This window comes from Planktomarina temperata RCA23 (assembly GCF_000738435.1).
Classification (GTDB): Bacteria; Pseudomonadota; Alphaproteobacteria; order Rhodobacterales; family Rhodobacteraceae; genus Planktomarina; species Planktomarina temperata.
Map to the genome: position 1 here is coordinate 1,046,743 of NZ_CP003984.1, position 24,407 is coordinate 1,071,149.

The window sequence follows — 24,407 nt, forward strand, 5'->3', positions numbered from 1 at the left end:
TCTCTGCGCAGCCTATCCGATTTCTTGCAATCTTGCCAATGCTATAGAGAGTTTAGCCTCTTCCTCTTCACGGGCTTCGAGATTGGCGCGTGTTTCGGCCAAGACCTCTGGGGGGGCGGAGGCGGCGAATTTGGGGTTGTTCAAACGCCCGCGAAGGCCGCCGAGTTCTTTCGCCAATTTCCCCATGCTTTTTTCAAGGCGCATTCTCTCCGCCGCCACATCGATAATATCTGCCAAGGGCAGGCCGAAGGTGGCTTGGGGCGCCGTAATGGTGATGGCGCCTTTTGGCATCTCTGACACTTTGGTCACCTCGGTGATCCGAGCCATTTGCTGAATCTGCGCCATATTGGCCGCCAAAGCCGCTTCACCGGCCGGGCTGATTGTCACTTGCACCAAGGGCACTTTTGCACCGGCAGGCACATTCATCTGTGCACGGGCAGAGCGGATGGAATCAATCAATGAAATGGCCCAGCTGATTTCCTCGCTGGCGGCCGTATCGACCAATTCGAGCCCATATTCCGGCCAATCTTGATGCACCAACATATGGCTGCGCTTTGCGGTGATGCCCCAGAGCTCTTCGGTGATAAAGGGCATGATGGGATGCAGTAGGGTCATGGATTGCTCCAAGACCCAAGCCAGTGTGATTTGTGTTTCCAATCGCCCGGCGTCGCCGCTGGAATGGCTGCCTTTTAAAATTGGCTTTGACAGTTCGAGATAGCGATCGCACAACGTGCCCCAGACAAAACCGTAGAGCGCAGAGGCCGCATCATTAAAGCGATAGCCGTCCAGCGCGGCATCCACCGCCACGCGCACCCGCCCAACTTCGCCAATGATCCATTTGTTGAGTGCCAAATCTGGACTTGGAAGGGAGCAGCTTCGGTGTTCAAATGCCTCATTGAATTGTGCAAAAGAACAGGCATTCCAGAGCTTTGTTCCAAAATTTCGATATCCCGCAATGCGCTGCATATCCAGCTTGAGCACCCCACCCAAAGAGGCCATCGACGCATTGGTAAAGCGCAGAGCATCGGCGCCAAATTCGTCGATAATCTCAAGCGGATCGACGACATTTCCGGTTGATTTGCTCATCTTCTTCCCCTTGGCATCACGCACCAACCCGTGCAGGTAGATGGTGTTGAAGGGGACTTGATCGACCACGGCCAATTGCATCATCATCATCCGTGCGACCCAGAAAAATAAGATGTCAGAGCCCGTGATGAGATCAGAGGTGGGGAAAAACCTTTGCAGCATATCGTTTTGCGCATCGGCCTCAGCCTCGCCGCTCCAGCCCAAAGTTCCGATAGGCCAAAGACCGGAGGAGAACCAAGTGTCCAGCACATCGGGATCACGGGTGAGAGAGGCGTCGGGGCCGGCCATGGCTTGCGCCTCTGCTTCGGTCGCGGCGCAATATTGCGCGCCGGTCTCATCAAACCAAACAGGGATTTGATGGCCCCACCACAATTGCCTTGAAATGCACCAAGGCTCGATGTTTTCGAGCCAATGAAAATAAACTTTCTTTTCAGACTCGGGCAGAATTTTAACCCGGCCATCACGCACCGCCTCCAGCGCAGGGGCGACGATTTTGTCCGTGTCAACAAACCATTGATCGGTCAGCATCGGCTCAATCACCACTTTGGAGCGGTCGCCGAAAGGCTGCATGATGGGTTTATTCTCCACCAAGGGCACCAGCTGGGTGGTTTGCTGCCTCTCTGCATCGGTGAGGGTGTCTTCGGTCATCACCGCCAAACCTTCGCGGGTGATGTCATCGACAATTTTCTTGCGCGCCTCAAAACGATCCATGCCGCGATAGGCATCCGGCACCATATTCATGGCGGCAATTTTGGCGTCGTCAAAGCTCTCTTCGCCATTGGCGATGCGCTGGGCGGTGGCCGCCTCTTGCGCATAGGCCTGTCCATCGGCGCGCAGATTGGCTTTTGTGTCCATCAGATTATACATCGGAATGCCGGCGCGTTTGGCGACTTGATAGTCGTTGAAATCATGCGCCCCGGTGATTTTGACCGCGCCAGACCCAAAGTCTTTGTCGGGGTACTCATCGGTGATGATGGGAATCAAGCGCCGTTGCGCTTTGGGCCCGACGGGAATTTCACACATCATCCCAACAATCGGCGCATAGCGCTCGTCGGAGGGATGCACCGCAACTGCACCGTCGCCCAACATGGTCTCTGGGCGGGTGGTGGCAATGGAGATATAGTCGCGCTCTTCTTGCAACGTGATGTTGCCGTCTTCATCTCTCTCCACATAGGTATATGTCGCGCCACCGGCTAAGGGATATTTAAAATGCCACATGTGACCGGCAACTTCGATATTCTCCACTTCAAGATCTGAGATAGCTGTTTCGAAATGTGGATCCCAATTGACCAGACGCTTGCCTCGGTAAATCAGGCCTTTGTTGTACATTTCAACGAAGACTTTGATCACGGCATCGTGGAAATTCGGGCTGTTTTCATGGCCCGTACGCGTGTCACCCTGCGCGCCTGCCATGGTAAAGGCTGTGCGATCCCAATCGCAGGAGGCGCCCAAGCGTTTGAGCTGATTTACAATTGTACCGCCTGATTGCTCTTTCCATTGCCAGACTTTTTCCAAGAATTTCTCACGCCCCAGGGCCACACGGCCCGGTTCGCCCCGCTCTGCCAATTGCCGCTCAACGACCATCTGTGTGGCGATGCCCGCATGGTCTGTCCCAGCCTGCCACAGGGTGTCAAAGCCGCGCATCCGGTGCCAGCGCACCAAGATATCTTGCAAAGTATTGTTAAAGGCATGACCCATATGCAAAACACCCGTGACATTGGGCGGGGGGATCATGATGCAATAGCTTGATGCTCCGGGTTTGGCATTGGCCCCGGCTGTAAAACAGCCCGCCGCCTCCCAGGCTTTGTAAAGACGATCTTCAGCTTCTGCTGCGTTGAATTTTTCCATGGCCATAATAGGGGGGTATCCTTCGAATTTGTCTCCGAATACCTATTTCTCTGGGCGAGTGAAAGCCCTAGCTGACCAAAGGCGCGCGCGCGCCGGGGCGCAGGACGGCCGGGTCGTAGGGTTGCCGCGCAAAAACCTCGCGAACCCGCTGTGCAAAATGTTCAATCGGCAAGGTGTCATAGTCAGGATCGAAGCTGTTTTGGTCCCAACGTTCGCAGAAGGTTGCACAGTCGTCAAAATAGATATGGCCGCGATAGGTTTCGCGCTTGTCTCGGTTGCCGCCCACGTGATGGCCATAATAGAGCATCTGAAAATCACCGTGTTTCTCAACAACCCAGGCGCATTGTTCCCGCACAAAGGGGCGCAGGATCGCTGCGGCATATTCGTCGTGATTGTAGGGCGCGAAAATATCGCCGATATCATGCAACAGCGCAGAGACAATCCAATCGGTATCGGCTCCATCGCGCTCCGCGCGGGTGGCCGATTGCAGCGAATGGCCCAGACGCGTCACCTGATAGCCAGAGAGGCCTTCATCCAGCGCAACCAATGCCCGGAGCAGGCGATCGGCAGTGCCCTTGGTATATTCAATCTCATGTTCCGTGAGAAAGGCATAATCTGCCGCATCGCCATCTTTCATGGCGCGAAATTTGACTTGATCCATCATCTGTACATCTCGGCTTTGCCCTCGGCGCCCGCCATCATGACTTTGGCCTGTTCTGTTCGAATTTCTTCGTAGAGTAAAAGATCCTCTGGATGAAACAAGCCCTTTGGCGCGTCGCAGAGGGTGAAATTTCCCGTGTCACAATTGCCGCGCATCGGCACGCCGTAATCGGGCGCATTATTGGGTTTTTTGACATGTGGGCTTAAAAAGCGCATCACAACACCAATTCTGCGGTCATCGCTTGTATTGGCGCCCGAGCCGTGGATCATCAAGCCGTGGTGCAGGCTGATCTCGCCCGTCGCCAGGGCGCCGCTTGATTTGTCTTCCTGTGCCACATCCACCTTGATTTCTTGACCGCGTGACAGCAGGTTCAGCTCATCAAAGCTGTCCTCATGGGGAATAATAGGGCTTTTGTGACTGCCTTTCACAAAATCCATACATCCGCTTTGAGGCGTTGCCGGAGAGAGCGCCAGCCAAGCGGTGAGTATCCCATCAATTTCACCCAAACCCCAATAGGCCAAGTCTTGGTGCATCGTCACCACATGTTTTGTCCGCGGCTCTTTGATCAAAAACTCTGTCGAATACAGTAAGACATCAGGCCCCAAAATACCCTCAACCACATCCAATATCGCGCTATGGGCGGCGATCTCATAGGCCAGCGGCATAACGATATGTGCATTGACCCGTTTGTATACATTCAAAGCCCGTGGCAGGCCGTTGTCGAGCCAATCGCCTTCAATCGCTTCCAATTGGGCGCGCCAATCTGCACATTGCTGCGCAGAAATTGCAGGGATGGGGCATAAAAAACCGTCCTCCCAATAGCTTTGGATCTGGGCGTCGGACAGGCGATGAGAGGTTTGGGCGTTTGGCATCGTGAACTCCTTGAATGCACAAAATGCGCCATATCAAAATGCAGCAGTCTTGCCTGAACACGACATCCGCGAATTAATCTGCTTGTGGCTGGACAGTCGGGGGCAGGTTGGTACAGTTTAACCAAACTGAGGAGCAGGTGCGTGGAAAAATTTGGAAAGAGCCAATCGGTATTGCGGCGCGAAGATGATCGTTTTCTGACGGGGCGCGGGCAATATGTGGATGATACCACGCCGGAGGGGGCGTTACATGGCTATGTGCTGCGTTCAAGCTACGCGCATGGGGTGATCACAGCGCTGGACACGCAAGAGGCGGAAGAGGCTGAGGGGGTGCATCTCGTGCTCACTGCGGCCGCGCTTGAGACGGCGGGACTCTCGGGCAAGATGGAGGCCAGTCTGGTGAAAAACCAAGATGGCCAATTGGCGCCTAACACAGATCGGTTTTTGTTGGCCAAAGACAAGGTGCGCTTTGTGGGGGAACCGGTGGCCATGGTCTTTGCTGAGACCTATGCGCAGGCGCGGGCCGCGGCGGATATGATTGAGCTCGAGGTTGATGATCTGCCGGTGCATCTTGAGTTGCAACCGGGCGGGCCCAATTTGCATGAGGCAGCGCCGAATAATGTCGCCTTTGACTGGGCTTTAGGTGACAGCGCGCAGATGGAGGCGGTGAAAGCCAAAGCGGCCCATGTGTTGAGTTTCGAGATTTCCGACAACCGTGTGATTTGTAATTCCATGGAGCCGCGGGGCTGCTGGGCGGATATAGAAGATGGGCGGGTGCACCTGTGCGTGAATGGCCAGGGGGTCTGGTCGCAAAAGGGGCAATTGGCGAAGATGTTGGGCCTGCCCGAAAGCGAGATCCGCGTGACCAACCCCGACGTCGGTGGCGGCTTTGGTATGAAAGCCATGGCCTATCCGGAGTATTTCCTAGCCGGGCAGGCCGCGCGCATGCTCAATCGTTCGGTGCGTTGGATGTCGGACAGATCGGAGGCGATGCTGTCGGACAATGGTGGTCGGGACCTCACCTCAACGGCAACGCTGGCTTTGGATGCTGATCATAAGATCATCGGGTATCAGGTGCATACGCTGGCCAATATGGGCGCCTATTCGGGTCAATTTGCCCAGCCCATTCAAACGCAGCTGTTTTCAAAAGTTTTGACCGGTCTTTACGATATCCCGGTTGCGCATCTGCAAGTGACCGGGATTTACACCAACACCACGCAGGTAGATGCCTATCGTGGGGCTGGACGTCCTGAGGCGATTTACGTTTTGGAACGGGCCATGGATTACGCGGCCCGTGCGCTGGGCATTGATGCTTGGGATTTTCGCCGGCGTAACTTCATCGCCCCAGAGAAATTTCCCTATAAGACGGCCAGCCAAGTGCGCTACGATGTGGGGGATTTCGGTCTTGTCTTGGATCGTTTGGCCCAAGAGGCCGCGCGCGACGACTTTGAGGCGCGGCGCGCAGCAAGTGCGCAAAAGGGTCTGCTGCGTGGCCTGGGGCTGTGCTGTTATATCGAAAGTATTTTAGGCAACCCGACCGAGACCTCGCGGGTTGTGTTTCAGGCCGATGGCAGCGTTGATCTTTATGTGGGCACGCAGTCCGGAGGGCAGGGGCATGAAACGGTTTATGCCCAATATCTGGCAGATCAAACCGGCCTGCCGGTGGACCAGATCAACGTGATCCAAGGCGACAGCGATCTCATTCCCACGGGGGGCGGAACGGGTGGATCGCGCTCTGCGACGGTGCAAAATTCCGCGACTTTGGCCTTGGTTACTGTGATGACCGAGGCTTATAAGCTCTTTTTGGCGGAACATCATGAGGCCGATTCCGCGGATGTGAGCTTTGATGACGAGGTGTTTCGGATTGCGGGCTCCAACGTGGTGTTCAGCTGGTTGGATGCGGCCAAACTGGCGCGTGAGGCCGGGCAGTCGGCGCTTTTGGATGTGACGCAATCGGCGACTTTGGATGATTTGAGCTTCCCCAATGGGGCGCATTTGGCGGAAGTGGAAGTTGATCCGCAGACCGGGCAATCACAGGTCGTGCGCTATGTCATCGTCGATGATTTCGGCTATCTTCTCAATCCCATGTTGGTGGAGGGGCAGGTGCATGGCGGCGTGGTTCAAGGGCTGGGGCAGGCCATGATGGAACATGTGGTATATGATGACAACGGCCAGCTTCTGACAGCCAGCTTTATGGACTATGGCATGCCGCGGGCTGCCGATGTGCCGATGTTTGACTTCAACTCCGTCGTGGTGCCCTCAACCGCCAATCCTATTGGCATGAAAGGCTGCGGTGAGGCTGGCACCATTGGCTCAATGGCCGCTGTATCCAATGCGGTGATGGACGCTTTGGCCTCAAAGGGTGTCACGCGGGCGGATATGCCCTTCACGCCGCAGCGGGTTTGGAGCATGTTGCAAAACGCAGGCTAAGTCGTCATGTCCCTTTGGCATTGGATCAACTCCAAGATTTGGCAGAACCGCTTTGGCCAGGTCGTGGAAGATGCGGGGTCTGCGTCTGGGGCCGCACCGCGCCGAGCGGTGCATGTTGTTGTCATGGACGGCACGCTCTCCTCGCTGGAGCCGGGGTTTGAGACAAATGCGGGGTTGGCCTATCAGCTTTTGAAACGCAGCGCTGGGCCGGGGGTGATATTGCATTACCAACCCGGGCTGCAATTTGACCGGAGCAATTTTCTGGCATCAGCCTGGTCTGTGTTGACCGGCAGCGGGTTGGATTGGCAAATTCAGACGGTCTATGGCGCTCTTGCGAGCCGCTATCAGCTGGGCGATGAGATCTTTTTGATTGGCTATTCGCGCGGTGCCTTTGCGGCGCGCTCTTTGGCGGGATTGATCGATCGGGTCGGGTTGCTGCGGCGCGATCAGGCCACCCAGCGTCATGTTTGCATGGCCTATCGCCACTATCGGGACGGCAGCGACGCCTTGCGGGTCTTTGCGAAAGAATATTGCCACTTAGATGTCCCCATCACAGCGATTGGGGTTTGGGACACGGTCAAAGCGCTTGGGCTGCGCGTTCCGGGGCTCTGGCGGATGTTTGAGGGAAAATACCAGTTTCACAACCATCAGATCAGCGCCTGTGTCGGCGCCGGGTTTCAGGCTTTGGCCTTGGATGAAACCCGAGACACATATCGACCTGAAATGTGGGAGGATCCACCAGATCGGCCGGTTGCGTTGCAGCAGGTCTGGTTCGTTGGGAATCATGGGGATGTAGGCGGGCAGGTGATGGGCTCTCCGCAAACACGGCCCCTGTCAAATATCCCCTTCGTTTGGATGATGCAGCGACTGCAAGAGCAAGGCCTTCCTTTGCCCAAGGCTTGGACAGAGGAGTTTGTGCAAGATGTTCATGCGCCCTCGACGGGCAATTGGAGCGGATTGAATTGGGTATTTTGGGCACGGTCCAGGCGTTTGGTTGGACGCTTTCGCTCAGAGTCAATTCATCCCAGTGTTGCTGATGGGCGGCCTGGGCGGCTCATCAACTTGCATAATGATGCAGGTGGTTGAGCCGGTCGCATAGAGTTTTCCATCTTCGGCACCGCGAATTTCCCCCGCGGCCACGCCGGTGGATCGGCCGGCGTGCTGCACCCATCCGCGGGCGATAACAGGCTGGCCGATTGGAATGCTGCGGGTGATATTGATCTTATATTCCAGCGTTGTGTAAATACTGCCTTTCGGCACTTTGGTCATCACTGCACAGGCCATACAGCTGTCTAATACCGCACCATACCATCCGCCATGCAGCCCGCCCATTGGGTTCGTGTGATCAAACTCCGGGGTGCCTGCAAAGGTGACAGCACCCACGGATACCTCGGTCAGCTCATAGCAAAGCAACCGAGCGATGGGCGGGCGCGGCAATGTGCCGTCGCGCATGGCGCACATAAATTCATAACCGGACATCGAAAGAAGTTGCGCGCGGGTGGGCAAATCCGAAAAATCTCTCGCCTCTGTCATTTCAAGCTCCCTGAGCTGCGCTATCGGACAAGTCTAACGCGGCTCAGGGAGGGCTTCAAGCCACGCGGCGGAGGCTTTGTTGCGGTGCCTTTCCCAAAGCGGTGCAAATGGCACTGACCACTTCGGCTTTGTTCATCGTGTAAAAATGCAGATGCTCAACACCATTTTGGATCAAACTGTCACAAAGTTCACTGGCCTGCGCGATGGCCATCATCTCGGCCCGGCCCTCGCGTTCGGCGCGGGCGAAGCCCTCTGCCAGATCCGGGGCGATAGAGGTGCCACAGCTGCGGGCGATGGCTTGGGTTGCTGTCCAATTTTGCACAGGCAAAATGCCAGGGGTGATGGGTAGGGTGATCCCCTGCGCCGCGGCCCTGTCGCGGAAGCGTAGAAAAAACTCTGCGTGGAAGAAAAATTGCGTAATCGCAGCCGTAGCGCCGGCATCTTGCTTGCGCTTGAGCCAATCTAAATCACTTTGGGAGCTCTGTGCCAAAGGGTGCACCTCTGGGTAGGCGGCGACGAAAATGTCCTGCATTGCGTTTTGCTTGGCACATGCGATTAAGTCCGTCACATCCAAACCCTTGGGTGCTGTATCCCCGCGCAGAGCGATGAGACCCTCCGCGCCGGCCTCTTGCGCCGCTTTCAGATAGGCGGGCAGATCAGCTGGCTGTTGGGTGGAACAAGTGACATGTGCCTGCAAGCGCTCCAGTCCGGATCGGCGCAAGGCCCGCAGGGTGTCTAAGGTTTGAGCGGGATCTTTGCTGCAGGTGACAGATGAAAATTGTGGTGCAAATCCGGCAAGCGTCTCGGCTGCCCGGCTTAACGAAAATGCGGCTGTTACGGTTTTCGGCGAAAAAAATTCGAAGGAAATTTGGGTCATTCTATCCTCATTGAAGCTGGCTTGTCTTGACAGTGCCAGAGGGATTATGATTAATCAAATTCATAAAATTCAATTTAGTTATGAGGAATTTTCCGAATGCACTTTGATCTGCGCCACCTCCGTGCCATCAGCGCCATTGACAAATGCGGTGGGCTGTCGCGCGCGGCCGATATGCTCAATCTCACACAATCGGCCCTGTCGCATCAGATCAAAGGGCTTGAGGATCAGGCGGGGGTTGATCTTTTTGTGCGGCGCACCAAACCGCTGAAATTGTCGGCGGCCGGCCAGCGGCTGCTGAAGCTGGCCAATCGGGTGCTGCCAGAGGTTGAGGCCACCGAAGAGGAATTTCGCAGCTTGTTGTCGGGCAAGTCAGGCCGGTTGCATATCGCCATTGAATGCCATGCTTGTTTCGAATGGCTGTTTCCGGTTCTGGAGGCCTTCCGCAAGGCCTGGCCTGACGTAGATGTCGATATCCGCCCGGGTTTGGCCTTTGATGCTTTGCCGGCTCTGGCGCGTGAGGAGGTGGATTTGGTGGTCTCCTCCGATCCAGAAGAGCATCCCGATCTCGAATTTTCACCACTGTTTGACTACGAACCCGTGTTTGTTGCCTCCAGCCAGCATGCGTTGGCGCAAAAACCTTGGATTGAGGCGCAAGACTTTCGCGATGAGGTTTTGATCACCTATCCAGTAGATCGGGCGCGCCTGGATGTCTTCTCGCAGCTTCTCATGCCCGCTAAGGTCGAGCCGCGCGCGGTGCGTCAGGTGGAGCTGACCGCTGTGATATTACTTTTGGTGGCCTCGAACCGCGGCGTTGCGGTGCTGCCTGATTGGGTTGTGCGCGAGGTGAGGTATAATTCTGATTATGTGACCCGACCGCTGACCGAGCAGGGGCTCACGCGCCGGCTCTACGCTGCAACCCGCCGAGAAGACACAACAAAACCCTTCATGGCGCATCTGCTCAAACTTGCCCGCAGCGAGCCGGTGAAATTGCAACGCAGCTAGGCCTTGGCAAGCTGGCTCCGGCGGCGTATAGCCCAGCCTGATCTGCAGGAGCATCATCATGGTACAAAGCGCAAATATGAACGTAATGATCGCGACAGCGCGCAAAGCTGGACGCGCCTTGGCGAAAGATTTTCGCGAGGTGGCCAATTTGCAAGTCTCGGTCACAGGCGCCAGTGATTTTGTCGCCCGCGCGGATATGCATGCGGATAAAGTGGTGAAAGAAGAGCTGCTTGCGGCCCGTCCGACCTATGGGTACTTGGCCGCTGAAAGTGCTGAAATCGAAGGCAAAGATCCGACCCGCCGCTGGATTGTGGATGCAATGGTCGGTGTCACCAACTTCCAACACGGCATGCCGCATTATGCGGTGACGATTGCTTTGGAGCATAAGGGTGAGATTATTGCCGGCGTGATATATGATGCCGCGCAAGACGAATGTTTTTTCGCGGAAAAAGGCCAGGGTGCTTGGATGAATGAGACCCGTATGCGGGTTTCTGGGCGTCGCAGCCTGTCTGACTGTGTCTTTGCCACAGGCCTGCCGAGCGCGGGTCGCTCGGACTTGCCGCAAGCCTTGACCGATCTGGCGCAGCTTTTGCCGGTCTCATCTGGCGTGCGCAATCTTGGCGCTGCCGCGCTGGACATGGCCTATGTGGCCGCTGGACGTGTGGATGGATTTTGGGGCCGCCGCTTGCAGCTTTGGGATGTCGCCGCTGGGATGATCATTGTGAAAGAAGCGGGCGGATTTTCCGAGCCCATCCAACCGGGTGGTGACGTGTTACAAGATGGAACGGTAATTGCCGCGAATGATCAAGTCTTCGCGCCTTTTTGCAAGATCATCCGCAAGGGCAGCTGACACAGGGCGGCTTGACCATGCTATAGGTCACTGCCTTAATCCATGGTGTTTGCTCCCGCGCCACAAAACAGGCTCCATGCTTGACAGATGGCCGCTTTGCGCCACTTTGTTCCTATGCGTGTTTTCATCATTCTTATATTCACCGCCTTCACAACAGGCGCCTTGGCCCAATGCCCAAAGAATCCAGTGATTTCTGAGGAGCTTGATGAGGCCTATCGTAGTCTCAAATTTGCGAAATTCCCCCGAGATGCGCAAGTGGCCACGGATGTCCTTTGGAGCTTGTGGACCCGTGCACCGGACAATCGGGCGCAACGTCTGCTCAACCGGGGGATGATGAACCTCCGCTTGGGCGACTTGGCGGCCGCTGAGGGGTTTTTGAGCGTTCTCATTAAGTATTGTCCCGATTATGCCGAGGGTTACAATCAACGCGCCTTTGCGCGCTATCTGGCCGGGAACTTTGAAGGGGCCTTGCCAGATTTGGCGCGTGCCCTCTCGATCCTGCCGCGCCATCTCGGGGCATTGTCGGGCAAAGGGCTCACCCATTTGGCACTTGGACAGCCAGAGTTGGCAGAAATTGAATTTCGAAAAGAGATGGCTTTAAACCCTTTCACCGCAGATCGGGATTTGATCCCGAATTTGGGCACGGATTTATAGATAATCTGCCTTTACACGCCCAGCATTTTGCCTATGTTCGCCGCTGTGCCCGCGTGATGGAATGGTAGACATAGAGGACTTAAAATCCTCAGGCTTAACGGCCGTGCCGGTTCGAGTCCGGCCGCGGGTACCACCAGAGCAATATGCCTCTGATAGGCGAGTGGAAGATCCGCCGTGTTTCACGCGGCATTGGTCCAACGTGCGGGCAATAGATCCATGCCGCGCGACTTCCCTGACCGGCAAGCCTATGCCCACCATAGGGGTTCGGGTTCTTTGGTTTTGTGAATATTAAAGGTCCGAAGCTGCTCCAACAGCCACTCCATGCGGTCAGCGTCGTCTGTAAGATAGGGCTTTGCCAGTGCGACAATATCGGCAGCTGGCGTGCGGAATTCTGTGGTCCAAGCGGCCAGGTTAAACAAGATCGGAACAAAGGAGATGCCGGCTTCCGTCAGGTAATAGGGTTTCTTTTGTGCATGACGCTCGGACGTGCCGATTTCCAGCAGGTTGAGATCAAGCATCAATTTCAATCGAGAAGACAAGGACCCTGAAGAAATATTCTCTCTATTGTTCTTCAGGATATCGTTAAATGTACGTCGATTAAACAATGCAATATCACGAATGATAATCGGAATCCATTTATCGCCGAGCAGATGAGCCGCAAGACCAATTGGGCACATGTTTTCCTCTACAAATTTTTCATCTACCCCAGTCTTCAAATCTAACATAAACTATTCCACCATTTAAACCACTGTCATAATGACATTGGCTGGCCAATCTCTGTGCGTCAATTATTTTCTTTTTAAGGTATAAACTTCCATTCAGTAAAACCGCTTTAATATTTGCCATAGTTTTAAAATGTCCTTCGAGTTTAGTATAAAAATTGGATTAAATCGCATGTTTATTATCTCAAGCGAACAATCGCCAAAACAAATGAAGGACAGTCGGGTAATGATGGTAAAACTTACGCAAGATCTCGCACGTGGACTTGGTCCATGGAAGGACATGTATCACGAAAATCAAGCAGTGTTAAACGAGCTTGGTGCGCGTCTTATATTTGCGGGTACGGAAAAAGATGATGACAGCAAACTGACTGTGATCATCGATTTTGACTCTCTTGAGGCCATGAAAACTTTCGGCGGACATGAGGAGTTAAAAGCCAAACGTGCGGCAGCTGGAGCGCTCTTAGACACCACGGTGATCACCGTTATGAGCGAAGGTTCCTTTGCCGGATGAGAGATGCAGTGGCATTGCTTGCATGAGCAAAATGAACGTTAGGGAGAATATAAATGAATGTTTACGATAAGTTGCACAGGGTTATGGAAGATCGAAACGTTGAAGGTTACGTCGGTCTGCTACATGAAAATGCCGAGATTATATTTCATAAATCGGGCAGTCGCTTTGATAAAAGTGAATGGGCCTCCATGGTGGCTGGGATGATGGGTAATCCCAAATTTGTGAGCGATTCATCGCGCTGTGTTTATGAAAATGACGAGATCTTGGTCGCTCATAATTTCATGTCTTATCCGGATGATACCAAGGAAGCTGTTATGTTGGTGTGCATGCTGAAGGATGGGCAAATAATTCGTATGGAAACGGGGGCCACACCGCTGGGGTAACGGTCTTTTCCGTAGAATCTTAATGGAGAAGTTTAATGGCTAATCTACTTGTTCACATCCACAGTGGACCTGAGTTAAAGAATAAGCTCACCCTTGGGTTGCTTGTCGCCAAAACGGGGGTCGCGGAAGGCCATAGTGTCAAACTGTTTTTGGCCGCTGACGCTGTGCATGCCCTGGATTGTCGGGCAGAGGGGGACATTGTGGGGCAGGGCACTGGGGACGCTCATCTGCACTTACAGGCTCTTTCCGCGGCAAATGTTCAAATCATGGTCTCGGGAATGTCTGCGAAGGCGCGCGGCTATGATGACAGTCTTCTGGCCGGTTATAATGCTTCCTTTGCGATGCCTGACACGCTTATTGCCTTGGCGTTAGATGCCGATACGGTGCTGTGTTATTGATGCTGCTGCAGGACTTTAACGGCAAGAATAATCCTTGATGCGCAGGGGACTTATATGTCCTGAGCGCATTCATTTTTGCAGCCGTGCCATTGCGGCAGAATATCCTCTGTCACGCCGTTACGGCTGCTGTGGCGGTCGGGCCAGCTCAGCTTCTATCATGCGGGTCAATTTTTGCGACAAGGGCCGGGTTGAGGCGCCCCAGGTTGCCAAAACCTGGCCGTCACCACCGATCAAAATCTTGTTAAAATTCCACGCTGGCGCGAATCCACTTCGCGCGCGCACTGCCATAAAAAAAGGATGCGCCTGCGCACCTGTGACCGCGAGGGTCTCGCTCATCGGCATATCAATGTCGTAATTCAAGGCACAAAAACTTTTGACTTCTGCATTGCTGTCGAACTCCTGGTTAAAGTCGTCCGAAGGCACGGCAATCATTCCAAAGCCCGCGTCGCGGTAGATGTCGTAGAGTTTTTGCAGATCGGCATATTGTTTGGTGAAGGCGCATTGCGACGCGGTGTTCACCACGAGGTAGGGTTTTCCCTGCCATTGTTTCGTATCGATATGTCCGCCATAGATCGATGGGAAACTATAGGTCGTAAGCTCGCTGGCGCGGCCAAAGCGCGGCGTTACAGCCGCAATAGCCGAAGCGATGACAAATATCGTGGCCCAGAGAAAGAGTGCGTGTTTGCGTATCATAAAGGTTCTACGCATCATGCGCCGATTTAGATCAGCCTTATGCGAGACCGACGCAAGATTGTGTCTGGGGATCCCAAGTTGTTCCAGGCAGGCAGAAGGCCTGCGGGTCAGTGCCGCGATCTGGGCAGCTCGGGGCCTCTTGAGCGAGGCTGGCAGTGGCACAAATCATGATCAATAGAGATATGAGAATGGGCTTCATCGCTTGTGTCTCCAGATTATGCTTGGCCGCGGCCCCACAGGCCGGCGCATCATTGGGCCGGGTTATTGTTTTGCGCGCGTGCTCTGTACTTGGTGAATGAGCGCAACGGCTCGGCGTTTGGTCATGCCAAATTGTTTGCGCAGCCGCTCGAGGTCCGCTTTTTCGCTATGGTCTAAAATACCATCTAACAGCGCTTTGCGCACCTGATCTTCAAAAATAATATTTCGCCGCTCCATCTGAGCATTGAAAGCGGAGGCCACAATACCCGTGATCAATGCCACCACAATCACCCCTAAAATTGCCGATCCGACAGCGATAAGTTTCCCTGCCACGGTGATGGGGGTGATATCGCCATAGCCAACTGTGGTGAGCGTAATCAGCGCCCAATACATGGAGGCGGGAATTGAGTGAAAGCCCGTTGGATGGGTCGCATGTTCAGCAAAATACATCAATGTGGACGAGAGGATGAACAAAATCGCGAAAAGGTAACTGGCAGCATAAAACGAACGCTTTTCCTCATGAATAGCTTCAAACAGATCCTCCATAGCCGAATTGTAATGTGACAATTTTAGAATGCGAAGCAGCCGCAATGCGCGTAAAATCCGCAGATCTAAATAGGGGAAGAACGCGCGCAGATAGAAGGGCAGGATGGACAAAAGGTCGACCAGGCCACTGAAGCTGAGCATATATTTGACGCGCGCTTTGCAGGCGCCAGCAAAGCCGTACGGGCCAAAGATTTGACAAGGTGCGACCCAAACACGGCAGAGATATTCGATTGTGAAGATCCCCACGCTGATTATTTCTATCCATGTAAACAGTAATTTATAGGCGGCTTAGAACCGAGGCACAGATTCCAAGGTGATGGAGATGATGTTGACGACAACCAAAGCCATGAGGAATAAGTCGATGTTTCGGCTGACCCTGTCGCCTACATCTGCCCGCTCTAAGATTTGCCTGAGCCGGTTTTGAACTTCGATATATTTTGACATGTACATACCCTATTTCACGCAGCGATGCGCCTAGAATGATCGCCAAACTGCGCTTTGGCAAGATTGCCTGGCCCATTGGCCCCCGGGCGTGATCCGCGAACGGTGAAAAAAAATTGCAGGCTTAGGCATATGAGATGGGCCAGTCGGGCCCGGCTTAGGCAGGCGTTCTGCCTATTTAACTTTTCCTAATACAGCTCTTGCAGGATTTGCGCGATGACAAAGCCCAATCGCTAATCCCCTAAAAAATTAGCTCAAGCTTCTGGAATGTAGGGCTGGATTGCGGGTGGCTTCGCATCATTAAAACTTCAAGAGGAAAAAATGACTCAAAAAAAAGTACTGCACAAAGGCGTCGAAAATCGAGTAATTGGAATTTGGGATGATCTGTACCGGGGGCTGCCTGGGCCGGTGAAATCATTCTTATCGGTGATCATTGTCAGCACCACGCTGATGCTTGGAGCGCTGTTTTTCACAACCCAGCTTCTGCCCGGCGCTGGGCCTAGGGCAAGGCCTGCATATGTAGGAGTTTTTCACCATCTAGACTGAGCAGGTAAATCTTGCGATTTTGGTCGATCACGATCAATTCATTGGCTGTGCGGCTGACTGAGAGCACCTGGGTCCCCTCGGGCAGAGCGGTGATTTCAGGGAAAATTGCAACAGGGCTCTGCAAGCGGATGACAAGCACCGTAAAGATCGCTAAGAGACCCACAATCATGGTGGCTGTGAGCGTTGTGACCAGCCGCCTTAAAAACCGCAAATTCGCCGGTTCAGTTGGATTTGCCGGAACCTCAGATTGATCTGCCATGACTGATGTCCTTTTTACCATTGGAGAAAACCCTCCGCCGCGCCTTGATAAAGCCTTGGCGCGGAATGTGCCAGAGCGTGCCATTAGCCGGTCGCGCCTGTCGCGCATGATCGCCGAAGGCACGGTTGAGGTGAATGGCGTTGTTGTGACCGATCAAAAAGCCCGGGTGCAAGAGGGCGATGATATTGTCATTCGTGTGCCCGAAGCGGTGAAAAGCCATATGCTGCCGGAAGATATTCCGCTCGAGGTTTTGTTTGAAGATGACGACTTGATTGTGGTCAATAAGCCGGCCGGCATGGTTGTGCATCCGGCACCGGGAACGCCTTCCGGAACCTTGGTCAATGCGCTTTTGGCCCATTGCGGCGAAAATCTTTCTGGTGTGGGCGGGATGAGGCGTCCTGGGATTGTGCACCGGATTGATAAAGACACCAGTGGGCTTTTGGTGGTGGCCAAATCTGATGCGGCCCATCAAGGTTTGGCGGATCAATTTCTGGATCACAGCATTGAACGGCTTTACACTGCGGTGTGTTTTGGCGTGCCCTCTGCGGGAGATCCTCGACTCATGGGCCTGGCCGGCACGTCATTTGAGGCGGGCAATCAGCTCAAAATCACAACCCAATTGGCCCGCCATAAGACGGACCGGCAACGCCAAGCGGTTGTGCTGCAAAATGGTAAACATGCTGTGACCCGCGTGCGGGTGATACAAGAATTGGCCGGCGGCGCTGCCGCGGTGGTGGAATGTAAATTGGAGACTGGCCGCACCCATCAAATTCGGGTCCATATGTCCTATGCGGGCCATGCTTTGCTTGGTGATCAGACCTATAGCCGCAAACGCAAATTGGCTGGGGAGTATACCGAACAGGTCGCCGCCTTCCCAAGGCAGGCCCTGCATGCGGGGTTCTTGGGGTTCAAACACCCGATCACCGGCCGGGCGCTGCGCTATACGAGTCCATTGCCTGCGGATATGCAGGGTTTGATTGCGCTTTTGAGCGTGTAGCGGCCGGTGCGCCGCCCATTTATTGCCGAAAATGAATAATAACGCGCCGCCCTCTTGAAACGGGGCGAAGGCGCACGCATATCTATGTTAAGCCCATATACATGGGACTGAACATAAAGGGAGCACGATGGCAAATTACGCAAATTTACCTGCACCAACGCCGGATGGGGGATTGAACCGCTATATGCAGGATATCCGCAAATTCCCAATGCTGGAGCCGGAAGAGGAGTATATGTTGGCCAAGGCTTGGGTGGAGCGGCAAGACAGCGGTGCGGCGCATAAGTTGGTGACGAGCCACCTGCGTTTGGCGGCTAAAATCGCCATGGGCTATCGTGGCTATGGGCTGCCGCAGGCGGAGGTCATCTCGGAGGCCAATGTCGGCTTGATGCAGGCCGTCAAGAAGTTTGACCCGGAAAAAGGCTTCCGCTTGGCCACATATGCGATGTGGTGGATCCGGGCGAGCATTCAAGAATATGTGCTGCGCTCTTGGTCCTTGGTGAAAATGGGTACCACGTCCGGACAAAAGAAGCTGTTTTTCAATCTCCGCAAGGCAAAATCGCGGATTGGCGCTTATGATGATGGGGACTTGCGGCCCGAACAGGTTGCCCGCATCGCGACTGATCTGGGCGTGACTGAAACCGAAGTGCAGTCGATGAACCGCCGGATGTCTGGGGGCGATGCCTCTTTGAATGTCATGGTCGGCAGCGACGGCGAAAGCGCGACACAGTGGCAAGATTGGCTGCAAGATGAGGATGCCGATCAAGCGGGCGATTATGAGCGCGATGATGAGATGTCTGTGCGTCGCGACATGCTGGCTGAGGCGATGAGCGTTTTGAACGACCGCGAAAAGGACATTATCACCCAACGTCGCTTGCACGATCAGCCGGTGACCTTGGAGGAGCTGTCAAGCCAATATGACGTGAGCCGCGAGCGAATTCGCCAGATTGAAGTGCGGGCGTTTGAAAAGCTGCAAAACCGTATGCGTGAATTGGCGCAGGAAAAGGGCCTGCTGCGCGAGTTGTGACGCCAAACCGTGCCTCTTGCCCTGCCATTTTCGCTGGCAGGGCTGCCGTCTTCGCGCTATCCTAGGGCGAACTGGCATGAATGGGGGCTCGCATGACACAGATCCGTTGGGGTATTCTTGGGGCGTCAAAATTTGCGCGTGAACACATGGGTCCGGCCATTCATGCGGCCAAGGGGGCGGTTTTAGCGGCTGTCGCCAGTCGCACCCCGCAGAGCGTTGCCCCGTTTAAGGACTTCGCCGCCGGATGCCGAGCGGTTATGGGCTATGACGCTCTCATCGCAGATCCTGACATTGATGCGATCTATATTCCCCTGCCGCATCACATGCATGTTGAGTGGACCGTAAAGGCGCTCAATGCGGGCAAACATGTGTTGGCGGAAAAACCCATTGCGATGCAAGCCGATGACTTTGACAGGTTAATCGCCGCCCGCGATGCGTCTGGGCTTTTGGCGGCTGAGGCTTATATGATTGTGCACCATCCACAATGGCAGCGCGCGCGGCAAATGGTGGCCGATGGCGCGATTGGCCGGGTGATCCATATCACTGGCGGATTTTCCTATGACAATTCCGATGATCCGCAAAATATTCGCAACCAGGCGGCCACGGGCGGTGGCGGGATGCGCGACATCGGAGTCTATGTGCTGGGATCGGCCCGCTATGTCATGGGCGCAGATCTTGAAAATATTTCCGCTAAAATTCGTTGGGAAAGTGGTTTTGACACTTTTGCTTCGATGCAAGGCAATATGGGAGAGGCGACCTATTCGGCTTATGTCTCCACGCGCATGCATCCGCATCAAGAGATGGTGTTTCATGGATCTGAAGGGCTATTGCGTCTCACTGCGCCTTTCAATGCCAATATTTTCGGCGAGGCGCGCATTGAATTGCACCAACCGAATTTGGGCCTGCGGGTTGAGAAGTTTCCCGCAGCCAATCACTATGTCAATCAAGTAGAGGCCTTTGGCCACAGCATTCGCAATGGCGCTGCCTATCCTTGGACCCTCGAGCAGGCGCGCGGAACCCAAGAAGCAATTGACACTGTACTGGCCATTGGCACCGACTTAACATAAGCGCAAAGCCACAAATTATTGATATAAAGCGACGTTCAATTGGACTTTGTGGAATTATGAACGTGTTTCACCATGGCTAGGCCAAAAGCCGACGGTGATTGCCAAGGCCGCCCGCTATCAAACAGCTGCCAGCGAACTGCGCCCTTGGCCTTGGAGCGAGTTGGATTAATCCTCCATCGCTTCCAGCTCATCAATCATCGCGGAGATCATGCTGAGTCCCTTGTCCCAAAATTTGGGGTCACTGGCGTCTAAACCAAAGGGCGCGAGCAGCTCTGTGTGGTGCTTTGAGCCACCGGCCCGCAGCATGTCGAAATATTTGGCCTGAAACTCCGGATCGCCCTCTTCATAGACCGCATAGAGTGCGTTTACCAAGCCGTCGCCAAAGGCGTAGGCATATACATAGAAAGGGGAATGCACGAAATGCGGGATGTAGGACCAGAAGGTCTCATAACCATCCATGAATTCAAACACCGGCCCTAGGCTCTCACCCTGCACGCTCATCCAAATTGCATTGATCTGATCTGGCGTAAGCTCCCCCTCGCCGCGGGCAGCGTGCAGCTTGCACTCAAAGTCATAAAACGCGATTTGGCGCACCACGGTGTTGATCATATCCTCGACTTTGCCGGCCAAAAGCACTTTACGCTCTTGCGGGGTTTTTGCGGCGGCCAAAAGTTTGCGGAAGGTCAACATTTCGCCAAAAACGGAAGCTGTCTCTGCTAAGGTGAGCGGCGTTGAGGACAGCAGCTCGCCTTGCTGGGCGGCCAAAACCTGATGCACCCCATGACCCAATTCATGGGCCAGCGTCATTACGTCGCGCGGCTTGCCCAGGTAGTTGAGCATCACATAGGGATGTACGGTGGTGACGGTCGGATGCGCGAAGGCGCCGGGTGCCTTACCTGGCTTAACCGCCGCATCGATCCAGCCTTTGGTAAAAAACGGTTTGGCAATCTCGGCCATCTCTGGCGAAAATTCGGCATAGGCGGATAGCACCATCTCTTGCGCTGCGGTCCAATCGACCAGCTTGTCATCTTCAATTGGGAGCGGGGCATTCCGATCCCAGATCTGCATTGTCTCAAGACCAAGCCATTTGGCTTTGAGTGCATAGTATCGATGCGATAATTTGGGGTAGGCGGCCACGACCGCATTGCGCAGAGCTTCCACAACCTCGGCTTCCACATGGTTGGACAAGTGCCGCCCGGTTTGCGGTGTTGGCATTTTCCGCCAGCGGTCTTCGATCTCTTTTTCTTTGGCCAGCGTGTTGTGTACCCGAGCAAACAGGCTGGTGTTTTCGCGCAATACGCGCGCGATTTCGCGGGCCGCCGCCTCACGCGTGTCTCGGTCTTGTTCGGATAATTTATTGGCCGCAGCCTCGAGCGGTAGATCCTCACCATCAATGGTAAAAACCAGGCTGGCGACAGTTTCGTCAAACAAGCGGTTCCACGCAGCTGCCCCGACCACCGATTGATCATGCAGGAACCTCTCCATCTCGTCCGAAAGCTGGTAGGGCTTCATGGCGCGCATGCGGTCAAACACTGGCTTATAACGCGCCAGGGCCGCATTTTGCGCGAGCAATTTCGAAAGGGCTTCTTCTTCCAATCGATTGAATTCTAACCCGTAGAAAACCAATTTTGTCGTATGCTCTGTCAGCTTGTCTTGCATATCTGACATGAATTTCGCCCGCTCGGGGTCCGATGTCAGCTGGTAATACCGCAAACCCGCAAAAGACATGATCCGGCCGGCAATAATATCGATGGCCTCATAGCGCTCAACCGCTTTGAGCATTTCATCCGCATTGAGCTGCGCGAGCTTTCCTTCATAATCATTGGAAAAGTCTATACAAGACTGTTTAAGCCATGTCAGATCGGCCTGCAGCTCTGCTGCGTCCTCGGAGGCATAAAGATCGCTGAGATCCCATTCTGGCAAGTCTCCAAAGGCTCCGCCGCCTTGTGAATTGGCCTCAAATACGCGGGTGTCATTTAGCATGAATTGGTCCATCAGGGCTGTATTGTTCGGTCAGCTGGCTCAAAAACGCCCAATTTTGAGCAGCAATAATATTCGGTATCTCGTCCCTTACCTAATGTTTTTCGGGCAGAGAGGAAAGCCACTTTAGGCGCCTGCAATTCAAATTGAATTTCCCCGCGCTTCATGCTCTGCTTTGACTGTTGCTAGAATTGGAGAACTTATGCGCATCGAGAATTTTAAATCCCGCATGGCAAATCGCGATATGATGGCTGGGACATTTTTGAAAACGCCAGCCTATGAGTTGGTGGAGGTTCTGGCAACTTCGGAGCTAGATTTTATCTGCATCGATATGGAGCATAGTCCCTTTGACCGCGCGCGCACCGATGCTTGTTTGGCGGTCGCGCGGGCCTTGGATTTTCCGGTGCTGGTGCGGGTGACGCATTTTGCACCGCAAACCGTGTTGCAGGTTTTGGATATGGGCGCGGTTGGCGTGGTGGCACCGCATATCATCACGGCAGAGCAGGCCAAGGATTTGGTGCGCGCGGCGCATTTTGGCCCAGGCGGCCGCGGATTTGCTGGCGCCACGCGTTGGGCCGGGTATGGCAGGCAAAATATGGCGGAAGTGTTGGCGCAATCGGCACGTCAAACTGTTGTGATTGCCCAGATTGAAGAGCCCGAGGCGCTGGAGAATGTCGAGCAGATTGCCGCAACCCCGGGTGTGGATGGCTTGTTTCTGGGGCCTTCGGATATGAGCGTTTCAATGGGCTATAGCGACACCAATTCTGAGCAATTGCGCGCGGCCTTAGCGCGGTGCGGCGCGGCGGCGGAGGCGTCGGGCAAGGCCTATATGACCTTTGTGCCCAATGCTGCGAAAGCGGCAGATTGGGCGCAATTTGGGGCGCATATGTTCTTTATCGGATCTGAGCAGGGTTGGATGAAGTCTGGGGCCAATACCGATGCGGAGGGCATTCATGCGCTTGGGTGATGCCGATCAAAATGGGCGATGGTTTCGCGGTAAAACGCCTTACGGATTTCGGGGCGTTCCATCATGAATTCATGTTTGGCCTGGGGCATGACCTTTAGGCTGGCTTCGGGCCAATGGGCCATACGCTGCTGAATGCGCCTTGGGTCGACAATGGTCTCCAGTCCACCGACAAAGCATAGGGCGGGATAATTAGGCGCGCGGTGGCGGTGCAGCGATAACATCTCGCGCAGGGCCTCATTGAGCCAGCGTAGGCTCGGGCCGCCAAGGGCGCAATCGGGAAGCTCTTGCAGTTGATGCCGCATCATTTCAAACATTTGCCGATCACAGCTCAACTGATTTTCCTCAAATGAAACCTCCTGTAGATAGGATCCAACAGAGGTTCCCGGCGCGCGCATCTCAGCCAATTTGAACGGGTGCAGGAGGCTGGATAACCCCCAGGCCAAGGCGCGCTTCGCGGGAGGGTGAAACAAAATTCCCCACATAGGTGCGGAGAAACTGACCGCCTGCACGGGCAAGCCTTGCAAAAGCGCCCGCAACCCAATGCAGCCACCCATTGAGTGGGCCAGCAGAAAATACGGTTTGGGCAGGTCTAAGGATTTGGCTGCGGCCAGAAGAGTTTGCACGTCCCGCTGATAGTCAGAAAATCTGTCCACATGCCCAATCAAGCGATCTGGCACCAGCCGATCTGACAGGCCCTGGCCGCGCCAGTCTATGGCCAGGGAGGTGTAACCGGCCTCGGCAAGGGCAGCTGCGGCGCCGCCGTATTTTTCGATATATTCAGTGCGCCCGGGAAATATCAGGACCGTCCCTTTGGCCCCTTGCCTCCAAACCCCAAGACGCAAGCGCAGCCCGTCTGGCGTTTGCACCCAATGGCCTGAAGCTTCCGCCGGGCCGCGCGCCAGATCATTCGCAAGCGGCGCAGGGCTGAGCATCAGCTCAAAACACCTGCCAGTCGCAAGGCCAAACCCATATCTCCCTCGACCGAGAGCTTGCCGCTCATGAAAGCCGAGGTTGGGTTTTGCGTGCCGGCAAGAATATCCTCAAAGACGTCTGCCGTGGCCGAAAGGGTCACATCTGCCGGATCATCAGAAATTCGCACCCCTTGGTTGTCCAGGATTAAAGCGCCTTCACCGGCAATTGAAAACTTTGCAGAGCCATCAAAAACGCCGCCGTCCAGCTTCTGCGTTAAAACATCACGGGCTTGGTTCAAAATTTCGCTCATACAACAGGTTCCTTAATCATTTTATTTTACAGCGAGGGGCTGAAACCCCGAAAAACTGTGCTACATCTGACTTATGACCAGTGTTGTTTGGAAACTCAAATCAATCGTGGCGGCAACCTGCCTATTTGTGGCGGCAACCGGGATGGCGGCGGGACAATCGGCGCTGTTGGACCCATTGTTTGAGCGTTTAAAAAATGTGGACGCCGCTGATGCGCCGGCTTTGGAGGCGAAAATCCGGCAGGAATGGTCGAAAAGCGGATCTGCAGCGGCTGATTTGCTGCTGTCGCGGGCGAAGATTGCCATTGATGCAGGCGATCAGAAAGCGGCCATGGGGTATTTGACAGCCCTAACAGATCATGCGCCAGAATTTGCTGAGGGCTGGAATCTTAGCGCGGTGACCCTCTTCAACATGGGTAAAATAGGCCCTGCTTTGGCCGCTCTCGAACGCACCTTAGCACTGGAGCCACGCCATTTTCAGGCGCTTGAAGGGCTGGTGCTGATTTTCGATGATGCTGGGCTTTATCAGGAGGCTTTTGAGATCCTGCGACGAATTGAGGCTATACATCCTCATGCTGAAATTCTATCCAAGGCGCGCACGCGACTTGAAGCAAAAACCCTAGGGCAAGCCCTGTAACCCCTTAAG

At 54.5% G+C, this 24,407-nt stretch carries 27 protein-coding genes and 1 tRNA gene; 14 read left to right on the forward strand and 14 right to left on the reverse strand.

What is annotated here, in order from left to right:
- Positions 1-12: 12 nt before the first annotated feature.
- The 3 genes from RCA23_RS05005 to RCA23_RS05015 form a co-directional block, all read right to left on the reverse strand.
- Positions 13-2,940 (reverse strand): valine--tRNA ligase, encoded by a 2,928-nt coding sequence (locus RCA23_RS05005; RefSeq protein WP_044049370.1) that lies wholly within the window; start codon positions 2,938-2,940, stop codon positions 13-15.
- A gap of 61 nt (positions 2,941-3,001) precedes the next feature.
- Complete coding sequence (locus RCA23_RS05010) at positions 3,002-3,595, reverse strand: HD domain-containing protein (protein ID WP_044051304.1); 594 nt, start codon at positions 3,593-3,595, stop codon at positions 3,002-3,004.
- Positions 3,595-4,467, reverse strand: a complete 873-nt coding sequence (locus tag RCA23_RS05015; RefSeq protein WP_044049371.1) for a phytanoyl-CoA dioxygenase family protein — start codon at positions 4,465-4,467, stop codon at positions 3,595-3,597. Before RCA23_RS05015 ends, RCA23_RS05010 begins: the two co-directional genes overlap by 1 nt.
- 141 nt (positions 4,468-4,608) lie before the next feature.
- Here RCA23_RS05015 and RCA23_RS05020 point away from each other — a divergent pair, with 141 nt between their 5' ends.
- Both RCA23_RS05020 and RCA23_RS05025 read left to right on the forward strand, forming a co-directional pair.
- Entirely contained in the window at positions 4,609-6,894 is a 2,286-nt protein-coding gene (locus RCA23_RS05020; RefSeq protein WP_044049372.1) for a xanthine dehydrogenase family protein molybdopterin-binding subunit, read from the forward strand.
- A gap of 6 nt (positions 6,895-6,900) precedes the next feature.
- Entirely contained in the window at positions 6,901-7,980 is a 1,080-nt protein-coding gene (locus tag RCA23_RS05025; protein ID WP_052377044.1) for a T6SS phospholipase effector Tle1-like catalytic domain-containing protein, read from the forward strand.
- On the opposite strand, the gene RCA23_RS05030 is transcribed toward RCA23_RS05025, so the two are convergent.
- A complete protein-coding gene (locus tag RCA23_RS05030; protein WP_052377045.1) occupies positions 7,909-8,427 on the reverse strand; it encodes a hotdog fold thioesterase in 519 nt (172 codons plus the stop codon). The two genes, RCA23_RS05025 and RCA23_RS05030, sit on opposite strands and share 72 nt — an antisense overlap.
- Before the next feature lie 55 nt (positions 8,428-8,482).
- Positions 8,483-9,304, reverse strand: a complete 822-nt coding sequence (locus RCA23_RS05035; RefSeq protein WP_044049373.1) for a methylenetetrahydrofolate reductase — start codon at positions 9,302-9,304, stop codon at positions 8,483-8,485.
- A 96-nt stretch (positions 9,305-9,400) separates the two neighbouring features.
- Here RCA23_RS05035 and RCA23_RS05040 point away from each other — a divergent pair, with 96 nt between their 5' ends.
- From RCA23_RS05040 to RCA23_RS05055, 4 genes are all read left to right on the forward strand, one after another.
- A complete protein-coding gene (locus RCA23_RS05040; protein WP_044049374.1) occupies positions 9,401-10,306 on the forward strand; it encodes a LysR family transcriptional regulator in 906 nt (301 codons plus the stop codon).
- A gap of 58 nt (positions 10,307-10,364) precedes the next feature.
- Positions 10,365-11,156, forward strand: coding sequence for an inositol monophosphatase family protein (locus RCA23_RS05045; protein WP_044049375.1), 792 nt, complete (start codon positions 10,365-10,367; stop codon positions 11,154-11,156).
- 114 nt (positions 11,157-11,270) lie between these two features.
- Positions 11,271-11,810: a tetratricopeptide repeat protein gene (locus tag RCA23_RS05050; RefSeq protein ID WP_044051307.1), complete on the forward strand. Its 540-nt coding sequence runs from the start codon at positions 11,271-11,273 to the stop codon at positions 11,808-11,810.
- 47 nt (positions 11,811-11,857) lie between these two features.
- A tRNA-Leu gene (locus tag RCA23_RS05055) sits at positions 11,858-11,943 on the forward strand.
- A gap of 112 nt (positions 11,944-12,055) precedes the next feature.
- Here RCA23_RS05055 and RCA23_RS15935 read toward each other — a convergent pair.
- Together RCA23_RS15935 and RCA23_RS16415 are read right to left on the reverse strand one after the other, a co-directional pair.
- Complete coding sequence (locus RCA23_RS15935) at positions 12,056-12,535, reverse strand: winged helix-turn-helix transcriptional regulator (RefSeq protein ID WP_236631397.1); 480 nt, start codon at positions 12,533-12,535, stop codon at positions 12,056-12,058.
- The gene (locus RCA23_RS16415) at positions 12,507-12,656 is read right to left on the reverse strand and encodes a hypothetical protein (RefSeq protein WP_169701336.1); all 150 of its coding nucleotides are present in this window, start codon (positions 12,654-12,656) and stop codon (positions 12,507-12,509) included. The genes RCA23_RS15935 and RCA23_RS16415 overlap by 29 nt, the downstream gene beginning before the upstream one ends.
- 48 nt (positions 12,657-12,704) lie before the next feature.
- Here RCA23_RS16415 and RCA23_RS05065 point away from each other — a divergent pair, with 48 nt between their 5' ends.
- The 3 genes from RCA23_RS05065 to RCA23_RS05075 are packed head-to-tail and all read left to right on the forward strand — an operon-like array spanning position 12,705 to position 13,824.
- The gene (locus RCA23_RS05065; protein ID WP_236631398.1) at positions 12,705-13,043 is read left to right on the forward strand and encodes a hypothetical protein; all 339 of its coding nucleotides are present in this window, start codon (positions 12,705-12,707) and stop codon (positions 13,041-13,043) included.
- A 53-nt stretch (positions 13,044-13,096) separates the two neighbouring features.
- Positions 13,097-13,426, forward strand: coding sequence for a nuclear transport factor 2 family protein (locus tag RCA23_RS05070; protein WP_044049376.1), 330 nt, complete (start codon positions 13,097-13,099; stop codon positions 13,424-13,426).
- 35 nt (positions 13,427-13,461) lie between these two features.
- Entirely contained in the window at positions 13,462-13,824 is a 363-nt protein-coding gene (locus RCA23_RS05075) for a DsrE family protein (protein WP_044049377.1), read from the forward strand.
- Between the two features lie 117 nt (positions 13,825-13,941).
- On the opposite strand, the gene RCA23_RS05080 is transcribed toward RCA23_RS05075, so the two are convergent.
- The 4 genes from RCA23_RS05080 to RCA23_RS05090 form a co-directional block, all read right to left on the reverse strand.
- Positions 13,942-14,517 carry a glutathione peroxidase gene (locus RCA23_RS05080; RefSeq protein WP_169701337.1) on the reverse strand — a complete coding sequence of 192 codons (576 nt, stop codon included), beginning with the start codon at positions 14,515-14,517 and terminating at the stop codon, positions 13,942-13,944.
- Positions 14,518-14,778: 261 nt separating this feature from the next.
- Positions 14,779-15,534 (reverse strand): ion transporter, encoded by a 756-nt coding sequence (locus RCA23_RS05085; RefSeq protein WP_081870899.1) that lies wholly within the window; start codon positions 15,532-15,534, stop codon positions 14,779-14,781.
- Positions 15,535-15,549: 15 nt separating this feature from the next.
- Complete coding sequence (locus RCA23_RS16755) at positions 15,550-15,705, reverse strand: hypothetical protein (RefSeq protein WP_236631399.1); 156 nt, start codon at positions 15,703-15,705, stop codon at positions 15,550-15,552.
- A 496-nt stretch (positions 15,706-16,201) separates the two neighbouring features.
- Entirely contained in the window at positions 16,202-16,507 is a 306-nt protein-coding gene (locus RCA23_RS05090) for a DUF6476 family protein (RefSeq protein ID WP_044049378.1), read from the reverse strand.
- On the opposite strand from RCA23_RS05090, the gene RCA23_RS05095 reads away from it, so the two are divergent.
- The 3 genes from RCA23_RS05095 (at position 16,506) to RCA23_RS05105 (ending at position 19,595) form a co-directional block, all read left to right on the forward strand.
- Positions 16,506-17,504 carry an RluA family pseudouridine synthase gene (locus RCA23_RS05095; protein ID WP_044049379.1) on the forward strand — a complete coding sequence of 333 codons (999 nt, stop codon included), beginning with the start codon at positions 16,506-16,508 and terminating at the stop codon, positions 17,502-17,504. The two genes, RCA23_RS05090 and RCA23_RS05095, sit on opposite strands and share 2 nt — an antisense overlap.
- Before the next feature lie 127 nt (positions 17,505-17,631).
- Entirely contained in the window at positions 17,632-18,528 is an 897-nt protein-coding gene (gene rpoH / locus RCA23_RS05100) for an RNA polymerase sigma factor RpoH (RefSeq protein WP_044049381.1), read from the forward strand.
- 92 nt (positions 18,529-18,620) lie between these two features.
- Entirely contained in the window at positions 18,621-19,595 is a 975-nt protein-coding gene (locus RCA23_RS05105; protein WP_044049382.1) for a Gfo/Idh/MocA family oxidoreductase, read from the forward strand.
- 165 nt (positions 19,596-19,760) lie between these two features.
- Here the strand turns inward: RCA23_RS05105 and RCA23_RS05110 are convergent, their stop codons facing one another.
- Complete coding sequence (locus RCA23_RS05110) at positions 19,761-21,578, reverse strand: M3 family oligoendopeptidase (RefSeq protein WP_044051313.1); 1,818 nt, start codon at positions 21,576-21,578, stop codon at positions 19,761-19,763.
- A 199-nt stretch (positions 21,579-21,777) separates the two neighbouring features.
- On the opposite strand from RCA23_RS05110, the gene RCA23_RS05115 reads away from it, so the two are divergent.
- The gene (locus RCA23_RS05115) at positions 21,778-22,542 is read left to right on the forward strand and encodes an HpcH/HpaI aldolase family protein (RefSeq protein ID WP_044049384.1); all 765 of its coding nucleotides are present in this window, start codon (positions 21,778-21,780) and stop codon (positions 22,540-22,542) included.
- Here RCA23_RS05115 and RCA23_RS05120 read toward each other — a convergent pair.
- Together RCA23_RS05120 and RCA23_RS05125 are read right to left on the reverse strand one after the other, a co-directional pair.
- On the reverse strand, positions 22,527-23,474 hold the full coding sequence (locus tag RCA23_RS05120) for an alpha/beta fold hydrolase (RefSeq protein ID WP_044049386.1): 948 nt from the start codon (positions 23,472-23,474) through the stop codon (positions 22,527-22,529). The genes RCA23_RS05115 and RCA23_RS05120 overlap by 16 nt on opposite strands.
- Positions 23,474-23,764: an SCP2 sterol-binding domain-containing protein gene (locus RCA23_RS05125; RefSeq protein ID WP_044049387.1), complete on the reverse strand. Its 291-nt coding sequence runs from the start codon at positions 23,762-23,764 to the stop codon at positions 23,474-23,476. The genes RCA23_RS05120 and RCA23_RS05125 overlap by 1 nt, the downstream gene beginning before the upstream one ends.
- A 73-nt stretch (positions 23,765-23,837) precedes the next feature.
- On the opposite strand from RCA23_RS05125, the gene RCA23_RS05130 reads away from it, so the two are divergent.
- The gene (locus RCA23_RS05130) at positions 23,838-24,398 is read left to right on the forward strand and encodes a tetratricopeptide repeat protein (RefSeq protein ID WP_236631400.1); all 561 of its coding nucleotides are present in this window, start codon (positions 23,838-23,840) and stop codon (positions 24,396-24,398) included.
- The last annotated feature ends 9 nt before the right edge of the window (positions 24,399-24,407 follow it).